General features: G+C 37.9%; 1 protein-coding gene and 3 pseudogenes. All 4 read left to right on the top strand.

The genetic code is table 11. The features are described from left to right. Nucleotides 1–156: pseudogene (locus BKK47_RS12740) on the top strand (recombinase RecT); the annotation flags it as partial. A gap of 467 nt (nt 157–623) precedes the next feature. Further along, a pseudogene (locus tag BKK47_RS12735) lies at nt 624–848 on the top strand (DNA-directed RNA polymerase subunit alpha C-terminal domain-containing protein); the annotation flags it as partial. Between the two features lie 3 nt (nt 849–851). Then, nucleotides 852–1,496 carry a translocation protein TolB precursor gene (locus BKK47_RS11785; protein WP_077495013.1) on the top strand — a complete coding sequence of 215 codons (645 nt, stop codon included), beginning with the start codon at nt 852–854 and terminating at the stop codon, nt 1,494–1,496. Between the two features lie 56 nt (nt 1,497–1,552). Beyond that, nucleotides 1,553–1,739: pseudogene (locus BKK47_RS11780) on the top strand (polymer-forming cytoskeletal protein); the annotation flags it as partial.

Here is a 1,739-nt window from a genome sequence, read left to right as displayed (position 1 = left end):
AACTCAATCGTAGATGAAACTACTTTTGAACAATGCAAACAAACCATCATCAACGGTGAAACCACCTTGCAAGAATTATGTGATAGTGGGATGTATGAGTTCAGCAAAGAGCAGCATGAGGAATTGGAAAAGTTGGAAAATCAGAGAGGTGAATAATGATGATTAATTATATCTCTTATAGGGATAATAGAATATTCAAGCGGATTATCAAAGGTGAAACGCTTAAAAGTGTAAGTATTGATTTTGGCGTTGGCCCCGAACGAATTAGACAAATTTTTACTAGAATTAAATATAAAATAAAATTCAGACTGGAGAAAAGTATAGCTATAACTGAAAGTGAAAAAGCAAGATTAGAAGATTTGAGAGAGCTATCTCAGTGGAGAGATAATGCTGATTTTTTGCTCTCCTTAATTAAAAAAGATGAAGAACTTGAAAAAAATAAATTTTCACTCATTGGTCGTGATGTAAGACAGATTTTATCTATCCAGCTAAATGACGGGGATATAGTCGCATTTTGTACAGATCGATCTGTATGGAAATACGATCAAAATAACGAAATGTGGGATCGCTTACCTGAAATTCCGCAAGATTTTTCCGAATTATCGGAAATGAGAACCCTGTCATTTGATCTATTATCAAGACCAATTGATGAACTAGAACTTACTGTCAGAACAGCAAACTGTTTGCGTGCTGAAAATATAGATACCATCTATGACTTAGTGCAATGGACAGAAGTAGAGTTATTAAGAACACCTAATCTTGGTAAAAAATCACTTACTGAAATTAAGGACGTACTAGCATCTAGAGGGCTTTATTTAAACATGAAACTTATACCCATAGGAAAATAAAAAATGTACCAATTCAAAGCCCGATGTTCAGGACTTGCCGACTTAATGCCACAGAAGAGAGGCGGAGAGGGACTTTCCGACACCGCCAAAAGTGCGGTCAGAAAAATCGCTAAATTCGCTCTGTTCGGTTATCAAGATTTTGAAGGCAACAAATACACCGAAAAAGGGAATCTTCTGGAAGAACAAGCCATTAAATTAAGTGGCAGAAAACGAGGCTTACCCCTCAAGAAAAACACTGAACGCCGAGAGAATGAATGGATCACGGGAGAGTGTGATATTTACGTTCCCTCTCGCAAGCTCATTATTGATACAAAATGCTCGTGGGATATTGGCTCACACCCATTTTTTACCGATGAAGCGGCAGACAAAGCGAAAAAAGCCGGTTATGACATTCAAATGCAGGGCTATATATGGCTATGGGATTGTGAAGAAGCACAAATTGATTTTGTCCTCTTCCCTACTCCTTACGAAATGCTCAGTAGTTATGATAGCCCCGAACGCTACATTGATTTAGTCGAACAAATCCCGCAAGACAAACGCATTACAACGGTTACGGTAAAACGTGATAACGCCATCATCGACAAAATCAAAGATCGTGTAAGTGTTGCCCAAGAATATTATCAACAGCTTATTCAGGAAATGAGCTAATTCAATTCTGAATTACACCGCCCACTTAACCGTGGGCTTTTTTATAGGTAAACAAAATGCAAAAGAAATACGAACTATTAAAAGACGATACCAAAGAATATTTTGGAATAACCCTCTACCGAATTAAAGCCTTAATCTCTTTTGGTGCGGTGGTTGCCGGTGAACTGGGTGGCTATATTGAAGCAGAGAAAAATTTAGATCAATCTGGCAACGCTTGGGTATTTGGCAACGCTCGGGTATTTG

This window comes from Rodentibacter mrazii, from assembly GCF_001998825.1.
GTDB classification, from domain to species: Bacteria; Pseudomonadota; Gammaproteobacteria; order Enterobacterales; family Pasteurellaceae; genus Rodentibacter; species Rodentibacter mrazii.
Note: the sequence above shows the minus strand (reverse complement) of the source record. Positions and strands in the feature narration are given on the sequence as shown.